This window comes from Microbacterium sp. Mcb102 (assembly GCF_024519805.1).
Classification (GTDB): Bacteria; Actinomycetota; Actinomycetes; order Actinomycetales; family Microbacteriaceae; genus Microbacterium.
In genome coordinates, this window is the sequence record NZ_JALJRG010000001.1 from 298,616 (window position 1) to 323,092 (window position 24,477).

General features: G+C 69.3%; 23 protein-coding genes. 14 read left to right on the top strand and 9 right to left on the bottom strand.

Going from position 1 to position 24,477, the window contains the following annotated elements:
* Positions 1–19 precede the first annotated feature (19 nt).
* Entirely contained in the window at positions 20–3,694 is a 3,675-nt protein-coding gene (locus OC372_RS01415; RefSeq protein ID WP_029261942.1) for a multifunctional oxoglutarate decarboxylase/oxoglutarate dehydrogenase thiamine pyrophosphate-binding subunit/dihydrolipoyllysine-residue succinyltransferase subunit, read from the bottom strand.
* A gap of 161 nt (positions 3,695–3,855) precedes the next feature.
* Here OC372_RS01415 and OC372_RS01420 point away from each other — a divergent pair, with 161 nt between their 5' ends.
* The 3 genes from OC372_RS01420 (at position 3,856) to OC372_RS01430 (ending at position 7,797) form a co-directional block, all read left to right on the top strand.
* The gene (locus OC372_RS01420; protein ID WP_105709683.1) at positions 3,856–5,310 is read left to right on the top strand and encodes a GuaB1 family IMP dehydrogenase-related protein; all 1,455 of its coding nucleotides are present in this window, start codon (positions 3,856–3,858) and stop codon (positions 5,308–5,310) included.
* Positions 5,311–5,422: 112 nt separating this feature from the next.
* Positions 5,423–6,739, top strand: coding sequence for a hemolysin family protein (locus OC372_RS01425; RefSeq protein ID WP_029261940.1), 1,317 nt, complete (start codon positions 5,423–5,425; stop codon positions 6,737–6,739).
* The gene (locus tag OC372_RS01430) at positions 6,736–7,797 is read left to right on the top strand and encodes a hemolysin family protein (RefSeq protein ID WP_262000722.1); all 1,062 of its coding nucleotides are present in this window, start codon (positions 6,736–6,738) and stop codon (positions 7,795–7,797) included. The genes OC372_RS01425 and OC372_RS01430 overlap by 4 nt, the downstream gene beginning before the upstream one ends.
* A 66-nt stretch (positions 7,798–7,863) precedes the next feature.
* Here the strand turns inward: OC372_RS01430 and OC372_RS01435 are convergent, their stop codons facing one another.
* The gene (locus tag OC372_RS01435; protein ID WP_262000723.1) at positions 7,864–8,931 is read right to left on the bottom strand and encodes an NADH:flavin oxidoreductase/NADH oxidase; all 1,068 of its coding nucleotides are present in this window, start codon (positions 8,929–8,931) and stop codon (positions 7,864–7,866) included.
* A 56-nt stretch (positions 8,932–8,987) separates the two neighbouring features.
* Between OC372_RS01435 and OC372_RS01440 the strand changes: the two genes are divergently transcribed.
* The 6 genes from OC372_RS01440 to OC372_RS01465 are packed head-to-tail and all read left to right on the top strand — an operon-like array spanning position 8,988 to position 13,725.
* The gene (locus tag OC372_RS01440) at positions 8,988–9,830 is read left to right on the top strand and encodes an NAD(P)H-hydrate dehydratase (RefSeq protein WP_262000724.1); all 843 of its coding nucleotides are present in this window, start codon (positions 8,988–8,990) and stop codon (positions 9,828–9,830) included.
* Entirely contained in the window at positions 9,827–11,062 is a 1,236-nt protein-coding gene (locus tag OC372_RS01445) for a hypothetical protein (protein ID WP_262000725.1), read from the top strand. The genes OC372_RS01440 and OC372_RS01445 overlap by 4 nt, the downstream gene beginning before the upstream one ends.
* Before the next feature lie 4 nt (positions 11,063–11,066).
* Positions 11,067–11,396, top strand: a complete 330-nt coding sequence (locus tag OC372_RS01450; protein ID WP_262000726.1) for an MTH1187 family thiamine-binding protein — start codon at positions 11,067–11,069, stop codon at positions 11,394–11,396.
* Positions 11,389–11,865: a GNAT family N-acetyltransferase gene (locus OC372_RS01455; RefSeq protein WP_262000727.1), complete on the top strand. Its 477-nt coding sequence runs from the start codon at positions 11,389–11,391 to the stop codon at positions 11,863–11,865. The genes OC372_RS01450 and OC372_RS01455 overlap by 8 nt, the downstream gene beginning before the upstream one ends.
* Before the next feature lie 9 nt (positions 11,866–11,874).
* Positions 11,875–13,104, top strand: a complete 1,230-nt coding sequence (locus OC372_RS01460) for an MFS transporter (RefSeq protein WP_262000728.1) — start codon at positions 11,875–11,877, stop codon at positions 13,102–13,104.
* Between the two features lie 9 nt (positions 13,105–13,113).
* Complete coding sequence (locus OC372_RS01465; protein WP_262000729.1) at positions 13,114–13,725, top strand: NUDIX domain-containing protein; 612 nt, start codon at positions 13,114–13,116, stop codon at positions 13,723–13,725.
* Positions 13,726–13,735: 10 nt separating this feature from the next.
* On the opposite strand, the gene OC372_RS01470 is transcribed toward OC372_RS01465, so the two are convergent.
* The 3 genes from OC372_RS01470 to OC372_RS01480 all read right to left on the bottom strand — a co-directional run bounded on the left by OC372_RS01470 (position 13,736) and on the right by OC372_RS01480 (position 17,430).
* Positions 13,736–14,941: a homoserine O-acetyltransferase gene (locus OC372_RS01470; protein WP_262000730.1), complete on the bottom strand. Its 1,206-nt coding sequence runs from the start codon at positions 14,939–14,941 to the stop codon at positions 13,736–13,738.
* Positions 14,942–15,039: 98 nt separating this feature from the next.
* Positions 15,040–15,972, bottom strand: coding sequence for an endonuclease/exonuclease/phosphatase family protein (locus OC372_RS01475; protein WP_262000731.1), 933 nt, complete (start codon positions 15,970–15,972; stop codon positions 15,040–15,042).
* Positions 15,973–16,107: 135 nt separating this feature from the next.
* Positions 16,108–17,430 (bottom strand): bifunctional o-acetylhomoserine/o-acetylserine sulfhydrylase, encoded by a 1,323-nt coding sequence (locus tag OC372_RS01480; protein WP_262000732.1) that lies wholly within the window; start codon positions 17,428–17,430, stop codon positions 16,108–16,110.
* Positions 17,431–17,626: 196 nt separating this feature from the next.
* Here OC372_RS01480 and OC372_RS01485 point away from each other — a divergent pair, with 196 nt between their 5' ends.
* The 5 genes from OC372_RS01485 to OC372_RS01505 all read left to right on the top strand — a co-directional run bounded on the left by OC372_RS01485 (position 17,627) and on the right by OC372_RS01505 (position 21,041).
* Positions 17,627–18,409 (top strand): SDR family oxidoreductase, encoded by a 783-nt coding sequence (locus OC372_RS01485; RefSeq protein WP_262000733.1) that lies wholly within the window; start codon positions 17,627–17,629, stop codon positions 18,407–18,409.
* 2 nt (positions 18,410–18,411) lie between these two features.
* Positions 18,412–19,131 carry a uracil-DNA glycosylase gene (locus OC372_RS01490; protein WP_262000734.1) on the top strand — a complete coding sequence of 240 codons (720 nt, stop codon included), beginning with the start codon at positions 18,412–18,414 and terminating at the stop codon, positions 19,129–19,131.
* 166 nt (positions 19,132–19,297) lie between these two features.
* Positions 19,298–19,981: a hypothetical protein gene (locus tag OC372_RS01495; protein ID WP_262000735.1), complete on the top strand. Its 684-nt coding sequence runs from the start codon at positions 19,298–19,300 to the stop codon at positions 19,979–19,981.
* Positions 19,969–20,358 (top strand): hypothetical protein, encoded by a 390-nt coding sequence (locus tag OC372_RS01500; RefSeq protein ID WP_262000736.1) that lies wholly within the window; start codon positions 19,969–19,971, stop codon positions 20,356–20,358. The genes OC372_RS01495 and OC372_RS01500 overlap by 13 nt, the downstream gene beginning before the upstream one ends.
* Before the next feature lie 71 nt (positions 20,359–20,429).
* Entirely contained in the window at positions 20,430–21,041 is a 612-nt protein-coding gene (locus OC372_RS01505) for a GNAT family N-acetyltransferase (RefSeq protein WP_262000737.1), read from the top strand.
* 25 nt (positions 21,042–21,066) lie between these two features.
* Here the strand turns inward: OC372_RS01505 and OC372_RS01510 are convergent, their stop codons facing one another.
* Genes OC372_RS01510 through OC372_RS01525 form a run of 4 tightly spaced genes read right to left on the bottom strand, consistent with a single transcriptional unit; the run spans position 21,067 to position 24,477 of the window.
* Positions 21,067–21,876: an ABC transporter ATP-binding protein gene (locus tag OC372_RS01510; RefSeq protein ID WP_262000738.1), complete on the bottom strand. Its 810-nt coding sequence runs from the start codon at positions 21,874–21,876 to the stop codon at positions 21,067–21,069.
* Positions 21,873–22,664, bottom strand: a complete 792-nt coding sequence (locus OC372_RS01515; protein WP_262000739.1) for an ATP-binding cassette domain-containing protein — start codon at positions 22,662–22,664, stop codon at positions 21,873–21,875. Before OC372_RS01515 ends, OC372_RS01510 begins: the two co-directional genes overlap by 4 nt.
* Positions 22,661–23,530, bottom strand: a complete 870-nt coding sequence (locus tag OC372_RS01520) for an ABC transporter permease (protein WP_262000740.1) — start codon at positions 23,528–23,530, stop codon at positions 22,661–22,663. Before OC372_RS01520 ends, OC372_RS01515 begins: the two co-directional genes overlap by 4 nt.
* Complete coding sequence (locus OC372_RS01525) at positions 23,527–24,477, bottom strand: ABC transporter permease (protein ID WP_262000741.1); 951 nt, start codon at positions 24,475–24,477, stop codon at positions 23,527–23,529. The genes OC372_RS01520 and OC372_RS01525 overlap by 4 nt, the downstream gene beginning before the upstream one ends.

A 24,477-nucleotide genomic window follows, 5' to 3' on the forward strand; every position in this document is an offset into this window, starting at 1 on the left:
GCCCTTTCTCGTCGATGGATCAGCCGAGCGTGACGGCCGAGCGGATCAGTGCGGCCTGCTCGGCCGCGTGCACCTTGGACGATCCCGTCGCCGGCGATGCCGATGCCGTGCGGGCGACGGGACGGAAGGAACGGTCGCCGGGGACGTCGGCGAAGGCGAGCGCGAGGAACGGCCAGGCGCCCTGGTTCTCCGGCTCCTCCTGCACCCACACCAGTTCGGCGTTCGGGTAGGAGTCGGTGATGGCCTTGAGGTCGTCGATCGGCGTCGGGTAGAGCTGCTCGAGCCGGACGAGGGCGACCTCGGGGTTCGGGTTCTTATCGAGTTCGGCGCGCAGATCCCAGTGCACCTTGCCCGAGTGCACGAGGACGCGCTTCACGGCCGAGCGGTCGAGACCGCGGTCGTCGTCGATCACCGGCTCGAACCGGCCCTGGGTGAACGCCTCGACCGGGCTCGTCGCGCCGCGCAGACGCAGCATCGCCTTCGGAGTGAACACGATGAGCGGCTTGCGAGGACGGGCATAGGCCTGGCGGCGCAGCAGGTGGAAGTACGACGCCGGGGTCGACGGACGGGAGACGATCATGTTCTCCTGTGCGCACAGCTGCAGGAATCGCTCGATGCGCGCCGACGAGTGGTCGGGTCCTTGGCCCTCGTAGCCGTGGGGGAGGAGCAGCGTCACGCTGGACTGCTGGCCCCACTTCTGCTCGGCGGCGGAGATGTACTCGTCGATGACGGACTGGGCGCCGTTGACGAAGTCGCCGAACTGCGCCTCCCAGAGCACGAGTGCTTCGGGGGCCTCGACCGAGTAGCCGTATTCGAATCCGAGGGCGGCGTACTCGCTGAGGAGCGAGTCGTAGACGAAGAACCGGCCCTGCGCGTCGGACAGGTTCGACAGCGGCAGCCACTCCTGGCCGTTCGCGCGGTCGTGAAGGGTCGCGTGACGCTGCACGAACGTGCCGCGGCGCGCATCCTGCCCGGCGAGACGCACCGGGGTGCCCTCGACCAGAAGAGAGCCGAATGCGAGCAGCTCGCCGAAGCCCCAGTCGATACCGCCGTTGCGGCTCATGTCGAGACGCTTCTCCAGCAGCTGCTGGATCTTCGGGTGCACCGTGAAGCCCTCGGGCTTGTTCACGAACGCGTCGCCGATGAGCTGGATGACCTCACCCGGCACGCCGGTGACCTCGGGCGCGCCGACCTGATCTTCCACCGGAGGCAGGTCGGGTGCGATCGGCGTCGCCCCGGTCTCCGCCGCGTGGGTCTCGGCGAAGGCGATCTCGAGACGGTTCTGGAAGTCCGCCTTGGCCTCGTCGTACTCCTGCTCCGTGATGTCGCCACGGCCGACGAGCGACTCGGTGTACAGCCGGCGGACCGACCGCTTCGCCTGGATCAGGTCGGTCATCAGCGGCTGCGTCATCGAGGGGTCGTCGCCCTCGTTGTGACCGCGTCGGCGGTAGCACACGAGGTCGATGACGACGTCGCGGTGGAAGCGCTCGCGGTACTCGAACGCGAGCTGCGCCACGTGGATGACGGCCTCGGGGTCGTCGCCGTTCACGTGGAACACCGGTGCCTGGATGGTCTTCGCCACGTCGGTGGAGTACACCGAGGTGCGTCCGTCGTTCGGGGTCGTCGTGAAGCCGACCTGGTTGTTCACCACGACGTGGATCGTGCCGCCGGTGCGGTAGCCGCGCAGCTGCGACATCTGCAGCGTCTCGACCACGACGCCCTGCCCGGCGAAGGCGGCGTCGCCGTGGACGAGGATCGGCAGCCAGGCGAACGTGCCGATCGGCTTGCGGTCCTGCTTGGCGCGGACGATTCCTTCCAGCACGCCGTCGACCGTCTCGAGGTGCGAGGGGTTGGCCGCGAGGTAGACCGGCAGCTCGGACTTGTCGTCGGCGACGAAGGTGCCCTCGGTGCCGAGGTGGTACTTCACATCGCCGGAGCCGCGCTGGTTGCCGGGGGTCTGGGTGCCCTCGAACTCCCGGAACACCTGGCCGTACGTCTTGCCGGCGATGTTCGTGAGCACGTTGAGGCGGCCGCGGTGGGCCATACCGATCGCGGCACCCTCGAGACCTGCGGTCGCGGCGCCCTGGAGGATCTCGTCGAGCAGCGGGATCAGCGACTCGCCGCCCTCGAGCGAGAAGCGCTTCTGGCCGACGAACTTCGTCTGCAGGAAGGTCTCGAACGCCTCGGCCTCGTTCAGCTTGCGGAGAACCCGCAGCTGCTCGTCGTGGCCGGGCTTCTGGTACTTGACCTCGACCTTCTCCTGGAACCAGCGACGCTGCTCCGGGTCCTGGATGTGCATGTACTCGATGCCGAGCGTGCGGCAGTACGAGTCGCGGAGCACTCCGAGGATGTCGCGGAGCTTGGCGACGCGCCGACCGCCGAATCCGCCGGTGACGAATTCGCGGTCGAGGTCCCAGAAGGTGAGCCCGTGGCTCTCGATCTCGAGGTCGGGGTGTGACCGCTGCTGGTACTCGAGCGGATCGATGTCGGCCATCAGGTGGCCGCGGACGCGGAAGGAGTTGATGAGCTCCTGCACGCGGGACTGCTTGTCGACGCGCTCGGCGAGGTCGACCGCGATGTCGGGGTTCCACCGGATGGGGGCGTACGGGATGCGGAGCGCCGCGAAGATGTCGTCGTAGAAGCCGCGCTGGCCGATGAGCAGCTCATGCACCTTCTTGAGGAACTCGCCCGACCCGGCACCCTGGATGACGCGGTGGTCGTAGGTGCTGGTGAGCGTGATCGTCTTGCCGATCGCCAGTTCGTTGAGCGTCTTGTCGCTCGCGCCCTGGAACTCGGCGGGGTACTCGAGGGCGCCGGCGCCGATGATGCACCCCTGGCCCTTCATGAGTCGCGGCACGGAGTGCACGGTGCCGATGCCGCCCGGGTTGGTCAGCGAGACGGTGGTGCCCTGGAAGTCGGCGGCGGTGAGCTTGTTGCCGCGCGCGCGGGTGACCAGGTCTTCGTAGGCGCTGAGGTACTCCGTGAAGGACAGGGTGTCGGCGCGCTTGATGCTGGGCACCATGAGTGCGCGAGTTCCGTCGGGCTTGGGCAGGTCGATCGCGATGCCGAGGTTGACGTGCGCCGGGGCGACGACCGAGGGCTTGCCGTCGATCTCGGCGTAGAACACGTTCTGGCTGCGGAACTCGTCGAGCGTGCGGATGAGCGCCCAGCCGATGAGGTGGGTGAAGCTGATCTTGCCGCCGCGGGTGCGCGCCATGTGGTTGTTGATGACGATGCGGTTGTCGATCATCAGCTTCGCGGGCACGGTGCGCACGCTGGTCGCGGTCGGGACGGTCAGCGACTCGTCCATGTTCGCGGCAAGGGTCTTCGGCAGGCCGCGCAGCGGAGTGACCTTGTCCTCCTCGACCGTCTCGGCGGCTTCCTTCGACTCGGGCTTGGGCGCGGGCTTGGGCGCCTGGGCCGGGATCGGCGCGGCGGCCGCGGGCTTCGCGGTCGTGCGGGCGACCGGCTGCGAGCCGATCACCGGGATCGGGGCGGTCACCGGATGTGCCGACGTGTCCGCGGCGGCGGGTGCCGATGAGGACGTGTCCGAGTGGTACTTCTCGAGGATCGGCCACCACTCCTTGTCGACGGAGTCGCGGTTCACCTTGAACTGCTCGTAGAGCTCTTCGACGAGCCAGGAATTGGCTCCGAACCCCCCGTCGCCGTTGACGCCGGTCACCTGGTTCGACACTCTCGATCGCCCTCTTTCATCGCTGAAGCTCTCTGGTGCGGACGTCGACGCAGGATGCGTTCGGATCCGCACACTCTCGACCAACAAGCCTAACGTGTTTCGCTCGAGGAATCGTCGGAAGCGACGCGCCCACGCGGCTGCGATCTGGGTACCGTGGAGACATGGAGTTCTCTGGAGCGCAGCCGACCGTCGACCTGACCTACTCGGACGTCTTCCTGGTGCCGCGGCGATCCGGGGTCACCAGCCGTCTTCAGGTCGATCTGGCACCACTGGACGGCACCCCGGCCACCCTTCCGATCGTCGCCGCGAACATGAACTCCGTGACCGGACCGCGCATCGCGGCGGTGCTCGCCCGCCGAGGTGCGCTCGGCGTCCTTCCCCAGGACCTGCCGCTGCAGGACCTCGATTCCGCGATCCGCGACGTGAAGGCGCAGCCGGTCCTCTGGGACACCCCGATCGTGCTCCCGCCCGAGGCCTCCGTCTCCGACGCCCTCCGTCTGCTCCCGGCCGCCGCCGGCCACGGGATCGTGGTGGCGCAGGGTGCCGCGCCGATCGAGGTCGGCCGGATCCTCGGCGTGCTCCCGGCGACCAGACTCGCCACCGCTCTGCCGGATGCCCAGCTCGGAGATCTCGTGCACCGCGGGACGCCGTCCATCGACGCGGACGACATCGGTTCGGAGCGGCACGCCTTCGACGTCATCACGGACGCCGACGTCGAGATGGTGACCGTGGTCCATCACGGACATCTCGTGGGCACCCTGAGCGCGCGCAGTGCGCTGCGCTCGACCCTGTACCGCCCGGCCGTCGATACCGACGGGCGTCTGGCCGTCGCCGCGGCCGTCGGAATCAACGGCGACGTCGCAGCGAAGGCCAAGGCGCTCGCCGGAGCCGGTGTCGACGTGCTGGTCGTCGACACCGCGCACGGCCACCAGGAGAGCATGCTGCGCGCTCTGCGTGCGATCGCCGAGCTCGACCTCGGCCTGCCCATCGTCGCCGGCAACATCGTCACCGCCGACGGCGTCGCCGACCTGGTCGATGCGGGCGCGACGATCCTCAAGGTGGGCGTGGGCCCGGGGGCGATGTGCACGACGCGCATGATGACCGCGGTCGGCCGCCCCCAGTTCTCCGCGGTGCTCGAGACCGCCCAGGCCGCCAAGGAGCTCGGCGCCCATGTCTGGGCCGACGGTGGCGTGCGGTACCCCCGCGACGTCGCGCTCGCGCTCGCGGCCGGCGCGGCATCCGTCATGGTCGGCTCGTGGTTCGCCGGCACGATCGAGGCGCCGGGGGAGCTGCAGCGCGACGGCGACGGACGCCTGTTCAAGGAATCCTGGGGCATGGCGTCGACCAAGGCGGTGCAGGCGCGCTTCGGCCGACTCGACGCCTACGAGCGGGCCCGCAAAGAGCTCTTCGCCGAGGGCATCTCCTCGTCCAAGATCTATCTCGACCCCCTGCGTCCCGGCGTGGAGGACCTGCTGGACATGATCACCTCGGGCGTGCGTTCGTCGTTCACGTATGCGGGTGCGTCGTCCGTGCCGGAGTTCCACGATCGCGCGCTGGTCGGACTCCAGTCGGCGGCGGGGTACGAAGAGGGCAAGGCGCTGCCCGTCAGCTGGTGATCGCGAGCGCGAGCACAGTCGTCTTCTGTACAATCGTCCGCATAATGGACGACCCTCCCAGTTGCAGAACATCGCCCCACTGTCCGCCTCTCTCGCAGGAGAGGAACCGCTGATGGACTACATCATGTTGGGCGTGGGGCTCCTTCTCACGGTCGGCACCGGCCTCTTCGTCGCCAGCGAGTTCGCGCTGGTCAACCTTGACCGCGCCGAGCTCGAGGCGCGACAGGCCAGAGGTGAATCCCGGCTCTCGCTCACGATCGGCGCCCTCAGGCACACGTCCACGCATCTCTCCGCAGCGCAGCTCGGCATCACGCTGACGACGCTGCTGACCGGTTACACGATGGAGCCGGCGCTGTCGAACCTGCTTCGTCCGACGCTCCTCGCCTGGAGCATCCCGGAGGCGGCGGTCGCGCCCATCGCGACGATCGTGGCGATGCTCGTCGCCACCGTGCTCTCGATGATCCTCGGCGAACTCGTGCCGAAGAACTTCGCGCTCGCCCTGCCGCTGGCGACGGCGAAGCTCGTCATCCCCTTCCAGGTCGCCTTCACGACAGTCTTCAAACCGGCCGTGGTCGTGCTCAACGGCAGTGCCAACGGCGTGCTGCGGAGCATGGGCATCGAGCCCAAGGAGGAGCTCTCCGGTGCCCGCAGCGCGGAGGAGCTCTCCTCGCTCGTCCGACGCTCCGCCAATGCGGGCCTGCTCGAGGCCGACACCGCGACGCTGCTCGACCGCACCCTGATGTTCTCCCGGCTGACCGCCGCCGATGTGATGACCGCGCGGCCGAGCATGCACGCGATCGCCGCGGGCGACTCGGTGGACGACGTCATCCAACTCGCGCGACGGACCGGCCACAGCCGCTTCCCGGTCTACGACGACGATCTCGACGACATCACGGGCGTCGTGCACCTCAAGGCGGCCATCTCGGTGCCGCGTGATCGCCGGATCGACGTCCCCGTCGGTGCTCTGGCGACCGAGCCCCTGCGCGTACCCGAGACGGTGCACGTCGACGCCCTGATCTCCGAGCTCCGTGCTCGCGGTTACCAGCTCGCCGTCGTCGTCGACGAATACGGCGGGACTGCGGGTCTCGTCACCCTCGAAGACCTCGTCGAGGAGCTGGTCGGCGAGGTCGCCGACGAGCACGATCGCACCAGAGCAGGAGTCATCCGCAACCGGGAGGGTGTGACCTTCCCCGGCGAGCTGCGGCCCGATGAGCTGCGCCGTCGCGCGGGCGTCGAGGTGCCGGAGGGCGACGTGTACGACACAGTGGGCGGCTACGTCATGAGCGTGCTCGAGCGCGTGCCCTCGGTCGGCGACGAGGTGCCGCTCGACAGCGGCATCCTCCAGGTCGTCCGCATGGACGGCCGGCGCGTCGACCGCGTCCGCTACGTTCCGAGTCCGCTCGACGGGGGAGAGGAGGCCACCCGATGAACGATTGGGGAGGACTCGCCTGGCTCGTCGTGCTTCTGATCGCGAACGCGTTCTTCGTCGGTGGAGAGTTCGCGGTGATCTCGGCTCGTCGGTCGCAGATCGAACCGCGCGCAGACCAGGGCTCGCGTGCAGCGAAGACGGCGCTGTACGCGATGGAGCACGCGACTCTGATGCTCGCGACCTCGCAGCTCGGCATCACCATCTGCTCGCTCCTGATCCTGAACGTCTCGGAGCCCGCGATCCACCACCTGCTCGCCGTGCCGCTGCATGCGCTCGGCTGGCCGGACGGTGCCGTCGATGCGGTCTCCTTCGCGATCGCGCTGCTGATCGTCTCGTTCCTGCACGTCGTGTTCGGCGAGATGGTGCCGAAGAACCTGGCGTTCTCGGTGCCGGATCGTGCCGTGCTGATCCTGGCTCCGCCGCTCGTGTGGGTGTCGAAGGTATTCATGCCGGTGATCTGGGTGCTCAACGCGGCCGCCAACGGTGTGCTGCGCCTCTTCCGGGTGGAGCCGAAGAACGAGGCCGCCTCCACGTTCACGCTCGACGAGGTCGCGACCATCGTGAGCCAGTCGCGACGTGAGGGTCTGCTGATGGACACCGCGGGAACGGTCGCCGCCGCCGTCGAATTCACCGACAAGAAGGCGCGGGATGTCGCCGTGCCGCTCGGCGATCTCGTGACGCTGCCGCAGTCGACCACGCCGGACGACATCGAGAAGGCCGTGTCCCGCTACGGGTTCTCCCGCTACGTGATCGTCGACCACGAAGCGGTGCCGATCGGATATGTCCACCTGAAGGACATCCTCCGCGCATCCGAAGGGCCGGATGCCGAGACGAAGATGATCCAGCCGGTCCCGGCCAAGCGCATCCACCACATGGTGCCGGTGCAGGAGGATACGGATCTGGAGGATGCCCTCGCGGTCATGCGCCGCGCGGGCCGCCACCTGGCCAAGGTGCGCGACGCGCAGGGGAACACCACCGCCGTGCTGTTCCTGGAGGACATCCTGGAGGAGCTGGTCGGCGAGGTGCAGGACGCGACGCGTCGCTTCCGCGGACGCTGATCCGGACAGATACGCGAAGGCCGCCGACCCGGGAGGATCGGCGGCCTTCGTCGCGTGCGCGCCCGCTCAGCGCCAGTGCGCGCGCTCGTACTGCGGGGGCCAGGCGATCTCCGCACCGAGCTCGTGGGCGGCGCGGAGGGCGAAGTGCGGGTCACGCAACCACTCCCGACCCGCGAAGATCACGTCCGCCGCGCCGTCGGCGAGCACCTGCTCCGCCTGGGCCGACGCGGTGATGAGCCCGACCGCGGACACCGGGATGCGGCCCCCCTGGCGCACCGTCTCGGCGAGCGGCACCTGGTAGCCGGGGAACACGTCGATCCGCTGATGCGCGACGAGGCCGCCGCTGGAGACGTCGATCAGGTCGGCCCCGTGCTGTGCCGCCCAGTCGCCGACGATCGTCGCCTCCTCCGGGGTGAAGCCGCCGTCCGCGTGATCGGTGGCCGAGATGCGCACGAGCAGCGGCACCTCGGCGCCGGCGGTGGCACGAACGGCGTCGACCACGCGGAGCAGCAGTCGGGCACGGTTCTCGAGCGATCCGCCGTACTCGTCGTCGCGCAGGTTCGACAGCGGCGACAGGAACTGGTGCAGGAGGTAGCCGTGCGCCCCGTGGATCTCTATGACGTCGAAGCCGGCGTCGAGCGCGCGGCGCGTGGCGGACGCGAACCCCTCGACCACCCGGTCGATGCCCGCCAGGTCGAGGGCCACCGGTTCCGCGAAGCCGTCGAACGCCACTGCCGAGGGCGCCGTGGTCGTCCAGCCGCCGTCCTCCTGCGGGACGGAGCCGCGCTGGGGAGCCCAGGGCCACCAGGTCGAGGCCTTCCGTCCCGCGTGCGCGAGCTGGATGCCGGCGTGCGCTCCGCGGTCGTGGATGGCCTGCACGATCGGCGTGAGTGCGTCGCGCTGCTCGTCGTTCCAGAGGCCGACGTCGCGAGGGGAGATCCGGCCCTCGGGGACGACCGAGGTGGCCTCGGCGACGATCAGCCCGGCGCCGCCCGAGGCGAACTGGGCGAGGTGGGCGTGGTGCCACTCCTGAGCGACGCCGTCGACGGCGCTGTACATGCACATGGGTGAGACCCAGAGGCGATTGCGGAAGGTGACGGATCGGATGCTCAGAGGGGAGAAGAGAAGACTCACCGTTCGACGCTACCCCCGCGGGCGTGCGCCTCGGGCCGCCGCACTAACGTGGAGTCATGATCGAGGTGCGGGAGTGGTCACGCAGCGATACGGCACGCCTGTTCCGTGCGCCCACGGCGGAGGACGACAAGTACGCCCGCGGGGTCGTGGCGCTGCGTACCGGATCTCCCGCCTACCCCGGCGCCGCGGTGCTCGGAGTCGAGGCGGCCTGGCGGGCCGGGGCGGGGTTCGTGCGGTACGTGGGCGCGGAACGGGTGGCGGACGCCGTGCTGGCTCGGCGACCCGAGACCGTCGTGGGAGCGGACATCGGCAGTTCGCGCGTCGGAGCCTGGGTGATCGGCTCCGGGACGGATCCGATGCACCGCACGGACGCGGAGAGCGTCGCGCTCCGCGAGATCCTCGCCGGTGCGGTCCCCGTGGTCATCGATGCGGGTGCTCTGGACCTCGCGCCGGGAGCGCGGGCGCCGTTCCTCGTCACCCCGCACGCACGGGAGTTCAGCCGGTTGCAGGAGCGCCTCCGCGTGCAGCCCCACGACGACGAAGACGACGATCGGGCGGATGTGGCACGGCAGGTGGCCGCGAAGATCGGCGGCACCGTGCTGCTCAAGGGGGCACGGACGCTGGTCGCCGACCCCGACGGAGCCGTCATCGCCGTCGAAGCGGGAACGGGGTGGCTGGCGACGGCCGGTACCGGAGACGTGCTCGCCGGCGTGCTCGGGGCGGTCATGGCCGCGAACCCCGGAGCGGCGCTCGCCGAGGTCGCCGCCGCCGGGGCCTGGCTGCATGGTCATGCCGCGCGGATCGCGGCCGGCACGCTCGTCGGCGGCCCGGGTCACCCGATCGTCGCGATGGACGTGGCCGAGGCGCTCCCGCACGCGATCCAGGACGTCCTGGCGTGAGCCGCGACTCGACGATGAGGGTGCTCGTCCTGTGGGGCGCATTCCTCCTCGTCCACCTGCTCACCGCTCTCCTCGGGTGGGTGTATCCGAGCCAGCCCATGGGTGATGTCGTGCTCGTGTACGAGCCGTGGGCGTCGGCGGCTCTCGGGGGCGGACCGATCGTCGGCATCACCGAGACCTGGGTCTACCCCCAGCTCGCGCTGGTGCCCCTGCTGCTCGCCGCCGGACTCGCTGCCCCTCTGGTTCCCGTGCTCGGCGTCTCGAGCGCTTACCTCGTCGGCTGGGCCGTGCTGGTCATCGTCCTCGATGCGGTCGCCTTCGGCGTGCTCATCGGGCGCTCACCCTCGCATGCGCGGCGGGTCGCGGCCTGGTTCTGGTGCGGCGCCGTCCTGCTGCTCGGACCGATCGCGCTGTACCGGATCGACGCGATCACCGTGCCCCTCGCCGTGATTGGGGGTCTCTGGCTCGTCGCGCGACCGATGATCGCCGCCGCCCTGCTGACGGCCGGCGCCTGGATCAAGATCTGGCCCGGCGCGCTCGTCGTGGCCGCCGTCGTCGCGGTCCGCGCGCGGTGGCGTGTGCTGCTCGCGGCGATCATCGTCACGGGTGGTGTCGTGGTGCTGCTGCTCCTGTTCGGCGCGGACACCGAGATCCTCGGGTTCCTGACCGAGCAGACCGGGCGCGGGCTGCAGATCGAGGCGGTGGCGGCGACGCCGTTCCTCTGGCTCGCTGTCGCGGGGGCTGCACGCATCGAGTACAGCTTCGAGATCCTCACCTTCCAGGTGACGGCGCCGGGGGTGGATGCCGTAGCCGCGGCCCTCACCCCGCTGATGATGATCTGCGTGCTGGCGGTCGCGGCGATCGGCGCGGTGAAGGCGATGCGCGGTGCCGCCTTCCCCCGGTTGTTCCCGCCGCTCGCCCTCACACTCGTGACGCTGCTCATCGTCACCAACAAGGTCGGCTCGCCCCAGTTCCAGACTTGGCTCATTGCGCCGGTGATCCTGTGGATCGTGCTCGACCGTGCCAGAGCGCGCACGCCCGCGGTCATCGTCCTCGCACTCTGTCTGCTCACCTGTCTCGTGTATCCGCTGGGCTACGACGCCCTCCTGCGCGCTGAAGCGCTTCCCGTCGCGGTGCTTACGGTGCGAAACGTCCTTCTCCTCGTCCTGCTCGTCCTCGGCATCCGCGCTCTCCTGCGCGTGCCCGTCCGTCATCCGAATCTCCAGGAGTGAACCCATGCTGATCGCCTTCTCCGTCGCCCCGAGCGGCACACCCGCCGAAGGAACCGAGCGGACCGATGCCTCCGTGCACGACGCGGTGGCCGCGGCTGTGCGCGTGGTGCGCGAGTCAGGTCTGCCGCACCGCACGACGAGCATGTTCACCGAGATCGAGGGGCCGGACTGGGACTCGGTGATGGACGTCGTGAAGCGCGCCACCGAGGCCGTCATGCCGTTCGGCTCGCGGGTGTCGCTGGTGCTCAAGGCCGACATCCGCCCCGGGTACTCGGGCGAGCTCGAGGCGAAGATCGAGCGACTCGAGGCGGCGATCGAGGAGTCGGATGACTGATCGGCGCGCTCCTGCCGAGGTCCGGACACGTCCGGCTGTCGACGATGACGTCGACTGGATCGCGGAACTGCGGGCGATCGTGCTCCGGTCCGATCTGACGAGGCTCGGTCGCTATGACGACGTGCGTGTGCGGCAGCGGTTCCGGGACGCGTTCGCGCCGGAGGAGACCCGCGTCATCATCGTGGACGGAGAGGAGGTCGGCGCCGTCGCGCTCCGTGACGAAGGCGGGTCGCGCTGGCTGGAGCACTTCTACATCGCTCCTTCGCACCAGGGGGCCGGCGTCGGAGGTCGCATCCTGACGATGCTCCTGGACGATGACGTGCCCCATCGTCTCAACGTGCTCCAGGGCAGTCCTGCCCGGGCGCTGTATGAACGCCACGGTTTCGTTCTCGAGAGGCAGGACGAGGTCGACGTCTTCATGCGGCGTGAGCGGACGAGCACGGACGGCGTGGCGTCGGACGGCCGCTAGGCTGTACCGGTGAATCCCTCGACTGAATCGAGGGGTGCGGCGAAGTGGGCGCTCCTCTCTCTCGCCATCGGCAGCTTCGGCATCGGCATGACCGAGTTCGTGGTCATGGGTCTGCTGCCCAACATCGCCGCCGACCTGCTGCCCTCGCTCTGGGCCACCAGCCAGGAAGACGCGCTGAGCCAGGCCGGTTGGCTGATCTCGCTGTACGCGCTGGGCGTGGTGGTCGGTGCGCCGACCATCGCCGGATTCGTCGCGCGCTTCCCGCGGCACCGGGTCATGATCGTGCTGGCCCTCGCGCTGACGGTCTTCAACGCGCTCACAGTCATCCTGCCCACGTTCGAACTGGTCGCCGCCTCCCGGTTCCTGGCGGGGCTCCCGCATGGCGCGTACTTCGGCATCGGCGCCCTGGTCGCGGCCGACGTCATGGGTCCGGGGAACCGCGCCAAGGGTGTGGCGTTCATCCTCACTGGCCTCACGGTCGCCAACGTGGTCGGCGTGCCGCTCGGCACGTTCCTCGGACAGCAGTGGGGGTGGCGCGCGGCGTTCGCCGTCGTCGCGCTCGTGTTCGCGTTGGCGACGGTCTTCATCGCGGTGTTCGTTCCGCAGCACCCCGGTGATCCCGGACGCACGATGCGTCAGGAGCTGCGAGTCTTCCGCATCCCGCAGGTGTGGTTCACACTCGGCATCGGTGCGATCGGTTTCGGTGGTTTCTTCGCCGTCTACAGCTACATCGCGCCTCTCGTGACCGAGGTCGCCGGGTCGCCGGACTGGGCGGTGCCGATCGTCCTGGTGCTGATGGGGCTCGGCATGACCGCGGGAAACCTCGTCGGCGGCCACCTCGCAGACATCGACCTGCGCCGCACGCTGCTGTTCGGGCTCGCGGCCCTCGTCGTCGTCCTCGGCCTGCTCGCGGTCCTGGCCTTCTGGATCGTGACGCTCGGGCTGCTGGTCTTCGTGGTCGGCTTCGTGTCGTCGGTGCTGAGCCCGACGATCCAGACGCGACTGATGGATGTGGCTGAAGACAACCAGTCGATCGCGGCGGCGATGAACCACTCGGCCCTCAACATCGGGAACAGCCTGGGCGCTTTCCTCGGTGGCCTCGTGATCGCGGCAGGTTGGGGCTTCACGGCTCCCGCATGGACCGGTGCCGCGCTCGCCGTGGCGGGATTGCTGATCGCCCTGCTGTCCTACCGCGTGGAAGCGCGTCGTCCCGCGGCCAGGGAACGCGTCGCGTCGTAGAGTGACGGGGTGATCGCGCCCGATTCCTCACTCCCCGTCGCCGGCACGGTCGTGCTGCTGCGCGCAGCCGACCCCGGCTTCGAAGTGCTGCTGATGCGGCGTCCCGATCGTGGATCATTCGCGGGTGCGTGGGTCTTTCCCGGTGGCAAGGTCGAGCCGGCCGACCTCCGAGACGGTGACGAGGAGGTCGAGGACGCACGTCGTGCCGCGATCCGGGAGACCTTCGAAGAGGTCGGGGTCGTCGTCGAGGAGCTGGTGGCGTTCTCCGAATGGCATCCGCCGGTCGAGGCACCCACGCGCATCCGCACCTGGTTCTTCCTCGCCGCGGCGCCGGCCGCCGATCCGTCACCCGCCGAAGACGAGGTGGCCGCGATCGCCTGGGTCCGTCCTGCCGAGGCTCTCGCGCGGCACGGTGCAGGGGAGTGGATGCTGTACCCGCCGACCTGGATCACGCTGCATCAGCTGTCGGCGTTCACCGACGCGGCATCCGCGTTGTCTTCCGGCGGTGCCGTGCAGCTGTTCCAGACACGTGTTCTCGGTGCGGGCGCTGGGCAGGCGTTCGCGTGGGAGCAGGGGCGTCTCGAGGCGGGCGAACTGCCGTGGCGGTTCGTTCCGGGCTGAGCGACGCGGATCAGCTCTCGAGCAGCCGCCGCAGGTTCGCGCCGACGACCTCGGTCTCGATGAGGAAGCCGTCGTGCCCGAAGTCGCTGGAGACCACCACGGCCTCCCCTTCGATCACGTTCCGGATGCTGCGGGCGATGCGCTGCTGTCCGTCGACGGGGAACAGGCGGTCGCTGTCGATACCGAGGACGAGCGTCGTGGCTGTGACCGCGTGCAGCGCCTCTTCGACACCGCCGCGCCCGCGGCCGACATCGTGCGAGTTCATGGCCTCGACGAGCGTGATGTAGCTGTTCGCGTCGAAGCGACGGGTGAACTTGTTGCCGTGGAAATCGAGGTACGACTCCACGGCGAAGCGCCCGCCGTGACCGAGAGGTGAGACATCCGACTGCCACGACCGCTGGAAGCGTTGGTTCAGCTCGATGGGGCTGCGGTAGTTCAGCAGAGCCATCCGGCGTGCCAGCGCGAGTCCGCGGTGCGGGCCGTCGCCGTCTCCGAGGTCGTAGTACTCGCCGCCCTGGAACCGCGGGTCCATCCGGATGGTCTCGAGCTGCACGGTGTTCAGCGCGATCTGGTCGGCCGTCGTCACCGGGGGAGAGGAGAGCACGGCCAGCCGCTGCACGCGCTGGGGATGCGTCACCGCCCACTCCAGGGCGTGCATGCCGCCCATGGATCCGCCGATGACCGCGGCCCAGCTGTCGATGCCCAGCGCATCGGCGAGCCGCACCTGCGCCGCCACCTGGTCGCGGATCGTCAGGTAGGGGAAGCGTGATGCCCATTCGTAGCCGTCGGGGGCGACGCTCGCAGGCCCGGTCGACCCCTGGCAGCCGCCCAGCATGTTCGGAGCGATCACGAACCAGCGGTCGGTGTCGAGCGGTGCACCGGGGCCGGTGATGTCCTCCCACCACCCCACGGTCGGATGGCCGGAGCCGGCGGGGCCCCGCACATGGCTGTCGCCCGTGAGCGCATGCAGCACGAGGATCGCGTTGTCGCGCGCGGCATTCAGTTCGCCCCACGACTCGTAGGCGATGCGGATTCCCGGCAGCTCCTGGCCGCTCTCGGTCGAGAAGGCGCCGAATGCGGCGAAACGCCTGCCGCCGACCGGGTCGCCGTCGCGCCATGCGCCCGTCGCCGGTGGGCGGGCACGGAGCAGCCGGACGTCGGCCTCCGTCACGGGTGCCGACGGCACCGTGTCCTCGGAGGTCGTCTGCCAGTCCATGCTTCCATTGTCGCGTGGTCCAGGACCCACCGGTGGCAGGTTACGACCCGGTGTCGTGTCGCTGTGCGCGCGACGGCTCGGACGAAGGGGCGTGCGACTCAGCGCACGCGGGTCATCGTGGCGAGGTGGTCGCTGTTCCCGGCACGTCGGGTGCTCGAGGCGACGACGTCGAGTCCGCGGACGAACACCTGGTCGATCCGGACGAGCGGGAAGGCGGCGGGCCACGTGAACCCGAGGGTTCCGTCGGTCGGCCGTGCCCAGTCCGCTTCCGCTCGCAGCGCAGCCAGGCTCGGGTCCGTCGACGGTGCGTTGAAGTCACCGACGACGACGAGCGCGGTGGCTGCGTCGGAGGCGACCTGCTCGGCGATGCCGTTGAGCATCGTGTCGCGGTCCTGTTGCTGTCCGGGGCGCACGGATGCGGCATGCAACACGTAGACGGCGACCGGTCCCGCGGGGCTCTGCACCTCGACGCGGAGCGCGCGCTTCCAGCTGAGCCCGAGAGTGAGCGGTTCGGCGCTCGCCAGGGGGTATCGACTCCACAGCGCCACTGTGCCGACCGTGTAGGAGTGCGGGTAGGCGTCGGCGAGCACCTCGCTCGCGGCGGAGAGGCTGTCGCCGTCGAGTTCGGTGAGGGCGATCACATCCGCCTCGCTCTGCGCGAGTTCTGCGGCGGAGGCGGCAGCGCTGCCGGAGTGCGCGCGCACGTTCTGGCTGGCGATCGTGAGCTCGCTCTCCGCACTGGCTGATGCCGGGAGGCCGGGGAACGTCGCGGCCATCGCGAGGAACCAGAGGAGCGTCGGCACCAGGAGGAGGACGATCATGCGCCGCGCGAGGAAGAGCGCGATGACGACGAGTGCGAGGAGGACGAGTCCGAGCCAAGGGAGTGCGGCGGCGACGGCGGTGCCGACCACACCGGGAATCCAGCCGCACATGAGCAGGATCAGCACGGTGATGCCGGCGATCGCGATACGGCGGGCATGGCGCGTCGTGGTTCGTCGGGCGAGCGGTGGTCGGTGTTCGACGTCGATCATGCTCTCCTCACAGCGGGGATCCCATTCTCAACGGAGCCGCCTGTGGGTCGGCCGGGTGGTGCCCGCACCCCGCGAACGCGAGGATGCCCCGGACCGCGTGGTCCGAGGCATCCTCGTGGTGGTGCGTGTGGAACGTCAGGCGCGAGCAGCCTCCGACACGGCGCGTGCCGCAGCGAGAGCCTGGTCGAGGTCGGCCTTCAGATCGTCGATGTTCTCGATGCCCACGGAGAGGCGGACGAGGCCCGGGGTGACACCCGCGGTGAGCTGCTGCTCGGGGGTGAGCTGCGCGTGCGTGGTCGACGCGGGGTGGATGACGAGCGAGCGCACGTCGCCGATGTTGGCGAGGTGGCTGAACAGCGACAGGCTGTTCACGAACTCGCGGCCGGCCTCGACACCGCCCTTGAGCTCGAACGACAGCACCGCGCCGACGCCCTTGGGGGCGTACTCGTTCGCCTTGGCGTACCACGGCGAGGAGGGAAGGCCCGAGTAGTTGACGGTCGCGACGTCGTCACGGCTGTCGAGCCACTCGGCGATCTCCTGCGCGTTCTGCACGTGACGCTCGATGCGCAGCGACAGGGTCTCGATGCCCTGGATGAGGTTCCACGCGCTCTGCGGCGCGATGGCCGAGCCGAGGTCGCGCAGCAGCTGCACGCGGGCCTTGATGATGTAGGCGAGCGGGTCGCCGACCGCGGCGGTGTAGCTGGCACCGTGGTACGAGGGGTCCGGAACCGTGAGGCCCGGGAACTTGTCGACGTTCTTCGACCACTCGAACGTTCCGCCGTCGATGATGGCGCCGCCGATGGTGGTGCCGTGTCCGCCGAGGAACTTCGTGACCGAGTGCACGACGATGTCGGCGCCGAACTCGAACGGGCGGATCAGGTACGGGGTGGCGATCGTGTTGTCGACGATCAGCGGGACGCCGGACTCGTGTGCGATGTCGGCGACGGCGCGGATGTCGAGGATGTTGATCTGCGGGTTGCCGATGGTCTCCGCGAAGAACAGCTTCGTGTTCGGGCGCACCGCGCGGCGCCACTCCTCGGCGTCATCCTGGTTCTCGACGAAGGTGACCTCGATGCCGAGCTTGGCGAGGGTGTACTTGAAGAGGTTGTAGGTGCCGCCGTAGATCGAGCTCGAGGCGACGAAGTGGTCGCCGGCCTGAGCGATGTTGAGGATCGCGAAGGTCGAGGCTGCCTGGCCGCTGGCGAGCACGAGTGCGCCGGTGCCGCCTTCGAGCGCGGCGAGACGCTGCTCGAGCACGTCCTGCGTCGGGTTCTGGATGCGGGTGTAGATGTTGCCGAACTCCGCGAGGGCGAAGAGGTTGGCCGCATGGTCCGCGCTGTCGAACACGTACGACGTGGTCTGGTAGATCGGCGTGGCGCGGGCCTTCGTGACCGGGTCGGGGGCGGCGCCGGAGTGGATCTGCTTGGTCTCGAAGCGCCAGGACTCGGGTGCGGACATGATTTCCCCCAGGAGTGGTCGGAAGGTCGGATGGCGGATGCCGTTGCAGCGAGAGTACGGAACATCGGCCCGTGTCAACAACAACCGGGAAATGTGACGTAACACGGCGGAGGCCCGGAATCACGGGGGAGAGAGGGTTCTGCGACAGCCCCGTGCGGGACTCCGCAATCTCGGCGGAACATCGTACGGTGGAGGCATGGTGAACAGACGTGCAGTGGTGACAGGTGCGAGTTCGGGAATCGGCGCGGCGACGGTGCGCGCACTCCGGGCACGAGGATGGGATGTCGTCGGCGTCGCCCGACGTGAGGACCGTCTGTCTGCGCTCGCCGCGGAGACCGGTGCTTCGGCCATCGCGTGCGACCTGACCGACCCGGCAGCCGTCGATGCGCTGGTCTCGGAGCTCGAAGCGTCGGGACCGGTGCACGCGCTCGTGCAGGTGGCCGGCGGTGCCCGGGGGACCGACCGCATCGAGGATGCCTCGGCCGCGGACTGGCAGTGGATGTTCGACGCCAACGTGCTCGCGTCGCAGCGCCTCGTCGCCGGACTGCTCCCGCTGCTGCGCCGGGCTGCTGCGGCAGACGGCCACGCCGACACGCTCTTCGTGACCTCGACCGCCGCGCAGTCGGCGTATGCGGGCGGCGCCGGGTACAACGCCGCGAAGGCTGCCGAGGGCATGCTGGTGAAGGTCCTTCGTCAGGAGCTCAACGGCGAGCCGATCCGCGTCGTCGAGGTCGCGCCCGGCATGGTCCACACCGAGGAGTTCACGCTGAACCGTCTGGGCGGAGACGCCGTCGCCGCCGAGGCCGTCTACTCGGGGGTCGAAGCGCCTCTTCTCGCCGAAGACGTCGCCGACGTGATCGCCTATGCGCTGGAGTCGCCGGGACACGTCAACCTCGACCTGATCACGATGCGCCCGGTCGCGCAGTCGGCGCAGCACCTGCTCGCGCGCGGACCCCTGCGCGTGCGCTCCATCGACTGACGATGGCGCGGTCTCTCGCCGAGCTCGCCGCGGACGGGCGGATCGACGCGGGGTGGGCGGAGGCGCTCGCCCCGGTTCAGGACACCATCACCGAGCTCGGCGAGCGACTCCGCGCCGAGCAGGAGGCGGGGCACGGGTACCTGCCGTCCGGTGAGAACGTCCTTCGGGCCTTCCAGCGTCCGTTGGCGGATGTGCGGGTACTGATCACCGGACAGGACCCCTATCCGACGCCCGGCCACCCGATCGGTCTGTCTTTCGCGGTCGATCGTGATGTGCGCCCGCTGCCGCGCAGCCTCACCAACATCTACAAGGAGCGGGAGAGCGACATCGGGATCCCGCCGGCGCCACACGGCGATCTCACTGCGTGGAGCGATCAAGGCGTGCTCCTGCTCAACCGCGTGCTCACCGTGCGGCCCGGTGCCGCCGCCTCGCACCGCGGCTGGGGGTGGGAGAAGGTCACCGAGCTCGCGATCCGGACGCTCGTCGCCCGTGATCAGCCGCTCGTTGCGGTGCTGTGGGGGAAGGACGCCGCGAACCTGCAGCCGATGCTGGGTTCGACGCCGATCATCGCCTCGGCGCATCCGTCTCCGCTGTCCGCCAGCCGGGGCTTCTTCGGCTCCCGCCCGTTCTCGCGCGTGAACCACCTCCTCGTGGAGCAGAGTGCCGACGCGATCGACTGGCGGGTGGGGGGCGAGCCTGCGGAGCACGACCGTTTGATTTAGGCGCTCCCTTCCGGGGGGAGTGTCGGTCGCGCTGAGCGCGTCAGGGACGAACGGTGTGTCAGCGTCGTGGCAGTATCCGAGTCTTCTCGGGCACACGCTGGTGACCGGTGACGGGGCTGGCCACGGGGCACTGCAGCTTTACGAACCGTTCGGTCAGCCGTTGGATATGACCACGTTCGCGATCGGCACTATCGCCGCCAATGCCGCCGGGCAGAACGATGGCGCGAGCGGATGGCATCAGGGCGCGCGGAAGCCGGTTGAAGCGGAATCAACTGTCCTGATGATCGAGATGGGGGCGAGGCTCTATGTGCCGGCCCTCGGTCGATTCCTTCAGGTCGACCCCGTCGAGGGCGGCGTCGACAACGACTACGTCTGGCCGACAGATCCCATCGGGATGAGTGATCTTTCTGGTAAGGCATGGGACTGGGGCCTAACACTCGAGATCGGGCTGACGGTGTTGTCGGCGGCGCTTCTGGTGACAGGCGTTGGGGCACCGCTGGCCGGCGCGTTGCTGGTTGCTAGAGCGGCGACGTTCGCGGTGCGCGCGGCTAAAGTGGTGAAAGACGTGGTGCAAACAACCCAGATCGTTGTTCGCGCTTCTCGGTATACGCGCGGTGTAGCTGGCGCGGCCCGAGAGATGGTCGCGTCCCCCCGCGCTGCTAGTTGGGCAGGGCGTGCCTGGTCGCAGGGCGCGAAAGCGAGCGAGCGTCTATCAAGTCACGCAACTCGCATGCGCACTGGTCCGAGCGGGCGTTGGGTGCGCGGACCAGGCGTCAGTCAGACTGGAAGGATCAAGATGAACCTCGGGCGGAACGGAGTTCGCTGGAACTTCCACGTGTGGCTGCAATGAGCGGGGTAACGGGTTCGACCGCAGATGCAGTGACGCGCATCCTCGCTGGTGGTGCCATCGGTTTTTCTCGCACTGCGGACTGGGGGCCGTTCTACCTGAAGTTCGTGACCGAGTCGCGGCCGCAAGACGTCTTGATCGAGGTGACGTTCAACCCGGAGTTCGTCGTGCTCGATCCACCGCATCCGACTGATGTCCTGGTCTTCTGGGGCGATCGAAACGAAGTGAGCGAGCGGATATCTGCGCTTCTGGCGGAGTTCGTCGTGGAACTGTGCCCCCTGCCGCAAGAGAAAGAGGCTGATTCGTATCTCTTCCGAACCGGTGCAGACGAAGTGCAAGTCATCGACCCCGAGTCGCCGTGGCGGTTCACAGATCATTAGCGTGATCGCGCCTGCGGCACCCAGAAGTCCAGATCTACCGCCGCGGAACGTGCTCCCAATAGGCTGAGCGCATGCAGTTCGAACCGGGGGATCGCCGCCGTGTCCTCCCGCGCCACCTCCGCCCCGAGGTCGCGCCCGAGGTCTTCTCGTACACGATCCGTGTGGTGCGTCCGGCGGACCTGCCTCACGTCCGCGAGATCTACAACCATTTCGTGAGCAACTCGGCGGTGACGCTCGACGAGCGGCGCAGCAGCATCCCGTACTGGCGCGACAAGTACGCGCTGCTCACCCGCCTGGAGCTGCCGTTCCTCGTGGCGGTCTCGCCGGCCGGCGTGGTGATGGGATACGCGCTCGCGCAGCCCTGGGCCGGCAAGAACGCCTACAAGTACACCGTCGAGGACTCGATCTACCTCGGTCCGGGCGCGGGCGGGAAGGGACTCGGCGCGGCCCTGCTGCAGGCGCTCATCGATGCCTGCGAGCAGATCGGTCTGCGCGAGATGGTCGCGGTGATCAGCGACAGCGGGGCGGAGGCATCGATCCGGCTGCACGAGAAGCTGGGGTTCGTCGAAGCCGGCCGCATGGGCCGGGTCGGATACAAGTTCGGCCGCGACCTCGGCACGGTGTACATGCGGCGTGTGCTCAAGCCCACCGGACGTCGTCGGAGGCTCTTCGGCGCGCGCTGACGACGGACCCGAGTTTCGCGGCAGCTCAGTCGCTGGAAGGGCGAGGGGGAGCGCCCGGGATCACCGGGATCGCCGCGAGCAGCGTCTTCGTGTAGTCCTCCGTGGGGTGCAGCAGCACATCCTGAGTCGAACCTCGCTCGACGATGTGGCCGTCCTTCATCACGACGACCGCGTCGCACAGGTTCTGCACCACGCCGATGTCGTGCGACACCAGCAGCAGGGTGAGATCGGTCGTGCGGCGGAGCTCGATCAGCAGCTCGAGGATCTGTGCGCGCACCGTCACGTCGAGGGCGGAGAGCGGCTCGTCGCCGACGAGGATCCGGGGGCGATGCACGATCGCCCGCGCGAGCGCGATCCGCTGGCGCTGGCCACCCGAGAACTCGTGTGGATAACGGTCGCCCATCTCGGGCTCGAGCCCGACCTGCGCCAGCACTTCGCGTACTCGCGCCCGGTGGTCTCCCTCGATGCCGAGCGCCCACAGCGGCTCTCGCACGATCTGTCCGGCCGTCATGCGCGGGTCCAGCGACGCGTACGGATCCTGGAAGACGAGTCCGGTCTCGCGCCGCAGCCAGTGCAGCGACTTCGCGGATCCCGTGGCATCTACGGGGCGTCGGTCGATCGACACGGTCCCGGACGTGGGGCGGTCGAGACCGAGGATCAGTCGGACCAGCGTGGACTTTCCCGACCCCGACTCGCCGATGATCCCCACGGATGAACCCTCGACGACATCGAGGTCGGTCGCCGCCAGCGCCGTCTGCGTGCGCGTGCGCTCGAATGCGGTCCGCTTCGGGACGATGAAGTCCCGGCGGAGTCCCCGTGCCTCGATCAGGCTCATGCCGCACCGCCGTTCGGCCGCCAGAGAGTCGCGGTGGCGTCCCGCAGCAGACCCTGGGTGATCGGCGAGGCCGGAGTCGACAGCAGCGTCGAGACGGCGGCGGCCTCGACGACGCGTCCGTGCTCGAGCACCACGCCCTCGGTCGCGACCTGCGCCAGCACGGCGAGGTCGTGGGTGATGAACACGAGCGACATCCCCTCGTCGGCGACGAGCGCGAGCAGCAGGGAGAGGATCTCGGCCTGGATCGTGACGTCGAGCGCCGTGGTCGGCTCGTCGGCGATGAGTAGCCGCGGGCGGCACGCGAGTGCCATGGCGATCGCGACGCGCTGCCGCTGCCCGCCCGAGAGCTGGTGCGGATAGCGGTCCACGATCGTCTCGGGATCGGGGAGCCGTACGCGTGCCGCTTCCGCGATCGCGCGCTCCCGGGCTTCCCGACGACCGAGTCCCTCGTGGATGCGGATGGACTCCGCGATCTGCCGACCAACCGTCCGGATGGGGTTGAGCGCCGTCCGGGGCTCCTGGAACACGATGCCGATGTCGTCCCCGCGGAGCTTCGCGAGCTCCCTATCCGGCATGCCGATCAACTCGATGCCGTTCCAGCGGATACTGCCGCTTGCGGTCGCGCCGTCGGGGAGCAACCCGAGGACCGCGAGGGCGGTGAGCGACTTGCCGGATCCGGATTCACCGATCAGCCCGAGCCGCGCACCGTCGGGTACCTCGAACGAGATCCCGTTCACGACGCGGCGCCCGTCGATCTCGATCACCAGATCCCGCACGGACAGACTCATGCGACCACTCCCGGGGTGTGGACCTCGGCGGCGCGGTGCCGCAGGGTCGGATCGGTCGCCTCGCGGAGCCCGTCTCCGAGGAGGTTGAGTGCGAGAACGGTGATCGTGATGGCGAGCCCGGGCCAGATCACCGACAGCGGGTGCACGCCGATGTAGCGCTGGAGATCGGCGAGCAGGAGCCCCCAGCTCGGCTCGACCACCGACGCGCCGAATCCGAGGTACGACAGACCGGCCTCGGCGAGCACGGCGACGGCCATGGACCAGGAGAGCTGCACGATGAAGACCGGGGCGACGTTCGGAAGCAGGTGCCGCACGAGGCTCTGCGTCGGCGTGAGACCTGCGGCGCGGGCGGCGAGCACGAAGTCGCTCTGCTGCACCCGGCGTAGCTCGGGTCGGGTGACACGGGCGATGTTCACGCCGAAGCCGATCCCCACGGCCCAGATCACGACCCAGAGCGACCCGCCCCAGACGGACGAGATCATCATGGCGATCAGCAGCACGGGGAAGGCGATCAGGATGTCGACGAGCACCGCGACGGTCTCACGCATCCAGCGAGCGGTGAGGGCGCCGAGGGCGGCCAGGGCGATGCCGACGAGCGTGGCCACGATTCCCGCGCCGACGCTGACGAAGACGGTCGTGCGCGCGCCCGCCATCAGCAGGCTCAGGATGTCGCGGCCGGTGTCGTCGGTGCCGAGCAGGTGCGGCCCACTCGGCGGCAACCAGCGGTCGCCGATGTCCGACGCCTGCGGGTCGAACGGGGTCCAGAACAGCGCCACGATCGCGGTCAGGGCGATCACGACGACGACGATGATCCCGAAGCGCCCCGTCGGGGTGCCCCAGAGTCGGCCGAGCCAGCGCGGCGTCATGCGGCCTCCCGCTGTCGAGGATCGATGGCGCGGTGCAGCAGGTCGACGACGAAGCCCACGACCAGCACGAAGCCGGTGAGCACGAGGAGCTCGCTCTGCACCTTGATGAGGTCGCGGGTGCCGACGTCGGCGACCAGCATCCGTCCGATCCCGGGGAGGGTGAAAAGCTGCTCGATGATGACGGATCCGACGATGATCCCGGCGACCTGGAGTCCGAGCACCGTGATGATCGACAGTCCCACCGCAGGGATGCCGTGCTGGATGAGCGCGCGGGTGCGGGTGAGTCCCTTCGCCGCGGCCGTGCGGACGAAGTCCTGTCCCGCGGCCTGCAGGGTCGCGCTGCGCACGAAGCGCATGAGCATGGCCCCCTCCACCACGCCGATCGTCAGCGCGGGGAGGAGCAGCGACTCGATCGCACGCCCGGGCGTTGACCAGCCGGTGCGGGGGAACCCCTGCGGCGGGAGCCAGCCGAGCCAGACCGAGAACACGACGATGAGCATCATGCCGGCCCACACGACGGGCACGGCGGCCAGCGTCTGGGCGCCGACGCTGAGGGCGGTGCCGGTGCGGCGGCCGCGCAGGAGGGCGGCGAAGATCCCGAACGGCACCGCGATGAGCACGGCGATGAGCAGCGACATGATGCCGAGGGGCACGGTGACCTGGGCCTTGAGCAGCAGTTCCTCGCCCACCGAGGCGCCAGAGAGCAGCGAGGTGCCGAGGTCGCCCCGGAAGATGCCTCCGATCCAGTCGGTGTACTGCGCGAGCAGCGGCTGGTTCAGCCCGAGCGACTCCCGGAGCGCGTCGACCTCGGCGGGGGAGGCCTGCGTGCCGGCGATCAGCTGAGCGACATCTCCCGGGAAGACCCGGAGGGTGAGGAAGATGAGCACGCTCGACACGAGGAGCCCTGCGATGAGCAGGGCTCCTCGGACGAGCGCGTAGCGGATCAC

Coding starts and splice junctions, on each gene's coding strand:
- OC372_RS01470 (WP_262000730.1), bottom strand. CDS start 14,941: ATGGACTGGCAGACGACCTCCGAGGACACGGTGCCGTCGGCACCCGTG.
- OC372_RS01495 (WP_262000735.1), top strand. CDS start 19,298: ATGACCACGTTCGCGATCGGCACTATCGCCGCCAATGCCGCCGGGCAG.
- OC372_RS01515 (WP_262000739.1), bottom strand. CDS start 22,664: ATGAGTCTGTCCGTGCGGGATCTGGTGATCGAGATCGACGGGCGCCGC.
- OC372_RS01490 (WP_262000734.1), top strand. CDS start 18,412: ATGGCGCGGTCTCTCGCCGAGCTCGCCGCGGACGGGCGGATCGACGCG.
- OC372_RS01485 (WP_262000733.1), top strand. CDS start 17,627: ATGGTGAACAGACGTGCAGTGGTGACAGGTGCGAGTTCGGGAATCGGC.
- OC372_RS01510 (WP_262000738.1), bottom strand. CDS start 21,876: ATGAGCCTGATCGAGGCACGGGGACTCCGCCGGGACTTCATCGTCCCG.
- OC372_RS01450 (WP_262000726.1), top strand. CDS start 11,067: ATGCTGATCGCCTTCTCCGTCGCCCCGAGCGGCACACCCGCCGAAGGA.
- OC372_RS01505 (WP_262000737.1), top strand. CDS start 20,430: ATGCAGTTCGAACCGGGGGATCGCCGCCGTGTCCTCCCGCGCCACCTC.
- OC372_RS01430 (WP_262000722.1), top strand. CDS start 6,736: ATGAACGATTGGGGAGGACTCGCCTGGCTCGTCGTGCTTCTGATCGCG.
- OC372_RS01520 (WP_262000740.1), bottom strand. CDS start 23,530: ATGACGCCGCGCTGGCTCGGCCGACTCTGGGGCACCCCGACGGGGCGC.
- OC372_RS01475 (WP_262000731.1), bottom strand. CDS start 15,972: ATGATCGACGTCGAACACCGACCACCGCTCGCCCGACGAACCACGACG.
- OC372_RS01425 (WP_029261940.1), top strand. CDS start 5,423: ATGGACTACATCATGTTGGGCGTGGGGCTCCTTCTCACGGTCGGCACC.
- OC372_RS01480 (WP_262000732.1), bottom strand. CDS start 17,430: ATGTCCGCACCCGAGTCCTGGCGCTTCGAGACCAAGCAGATCCACTCC.
- OC372_RS01455 (WP_262000727.1), top strand. CDS start 11,389: ATGACTGATCGGCGCGCTCCTGCCGAGGTCCGGACACGTCCGGCTGTC.
- OC372_RS01420 (WP_105709683.1), top strand. CDS start 3,856: ATGGAGTTCTCTGGAGCGCAGCCGACCGTCGACCTGACCTACTCGGAC.
- OC372_RS01440 (WP_262000724.1), top strand. CDS start 8,988: ATGATCGAGGTGCGGGAGTGGTCACGCAGCGATACGGCACGCCTGTTC.